The organism is Mesorhizobium sp. M7A.F.Ca.US.006.04.2.1, from assembly GCF_004022915.1.
Classification (GTDB): Bacteria; Pseudomonadota; Alphaproteobacteria; order Rhizobiales; family Rhizobiaceae; genus Mesorhizobium; species Mesorhizobium ciceri.
Genome location: NZ_RZQA01001156.1, coordinates 1 through 1,519, shown reverse-complemented (window position 1 = coordinate 1,519; position 1,519 = coordinate 1). Strand labels below are relative to the sequence as shown.

General features: G+C 64.3%; 1 protein-coding gene. It reads right to left on the bottom strand.

The window, feature by feature from the left end:
- Positions 1-1,097 (bottom strand): FAD-binding oxidoreductase (locus tag EN925_RS35335; RefSeq protein WP_164894639.1); only part of this gene is annotated, 1,097 nt, incomplete at its 3' end.
- Between the last annotated feature and the right edge of the window lie 422 nt (positions 1,098-1,519).

Below are 1,519 nucleotides of genomic sequence, written 5' to 3'. Positions count from 1 at the left end.
ATCCATTCGGCCAGCGACTTGCCGACGCCGCCGCCCTGGCTGAAACCGGCCATGACGCCGCAGGCGACCCAGTAGTTCTTCAGGCCGCGCACCGGCCCGACAATCGGATTGCCGTCCGGCGTGAAGGTGAAGGCGCCGTTGACCCATTTGCGGATACCGGCCGTCGCCAGGCAAGGGAAGCGCTCATGCGCCTTGGCGAGTTCCGGGCTGATGCGGTCGATGTCTTCCGGGATCAGCTCTATGCCGTAATCCCACGGCGCTCCGTCCATGTTCCAGTGCTTTGGGTTCTGCTCATAGACGCCAAGCAGCACACCCTTGCGCTCCTGCCGCAGGTATGAAAAGCCGTCGAGATCGACGGCGATGCCGATTTCCCTGTCAAGTGCTGCGATCTCCGGAATGTCATCGGTGATGAAATAGTGGTGCTCCATCGGCGTCACCGGCAGGTCGACGCCGGCCATGCGGCCGAGCTGCTTCGCCCACAGCCCGCCGGCATTGACGACATGCTCGGCGATGATGGTGCCCTGCTCGGTGATGACGTCCCAGCGCCCGTCGGCACGTGCTTTCAGCTCGACGACCCGGTTGCGCAAGATGATGTCGGCGCCGCGCTTCTTCGCAGCACCCGCATAGGCATGCGTGGTACCGTACGGGTCGAGATGGCCTTCGTTGGAATCATGCAGGCCGCCAAGAACACCGTTGACGTCGACGATCGGGCAGATCGCCTTGATCTCGTCGGGCGTGACCAGGCGCGCGGTCTCGATGCCGACCGACTGGAACACGGCCCAGGCTGATTTCAGCCACTCCCAGCGCGCGGGATCGCTGGCGATGTTGACGCCGCCCGTCATGTGCAGGCCGATATCCCAGCCGGATTCGGCCTCGATCTCCCGGTAGAGATTGATGGTGTAGTCCTGCAGCGCCGCCACATTGGGATCGGCGTTGAGCGCATGGAAGCCTGCCGCCGCGTGCCAGGTCGAACCGGCCGTCAGTTCTGCGCGCTCGATCAGCGCCACATCGCTCCAGCCGAACCGCGTCAGGTGATAGAGCACCGAGGCTCCGACCACGCCACCTCCGATGACGACTGCGCGGTAGTGCGACTTCAAGGCTTCCCCTCCACGGTTGGTCCGAAGACTGGAGTATATATCCACTGGACATAAGTGTCCAGTGCCGGCGCGCGCGCATCGTTTTTCGTCGACCGCCGGCATGCACTGCGCGCTGTCACGCAAGCATCATGTTCGCGCCGTAGACCGCGTTTCGGGGAGGCTTGCGCAACATCATCGATGTCGTACCTCTTTCAGTTTTTCGTCCCCCGGCCGCTCCGGCACATCCGTCACAAAGAGGATTATCCATGAAGCACCTGTATCGACCCGCGTCGCTTGGCGTCGCGCTGGCCTTGTTCACCGCCTTGGCGCCGGCGCTCGCCGACAGCACCGCGACCGTCGGCGGCCTCGTCAACAAGTGGCTGGTCGGCGTCGGCCGCATCCCGGCCGCTCAGCGCGACAAGTTCGGCGAGACCTTCGGCTCG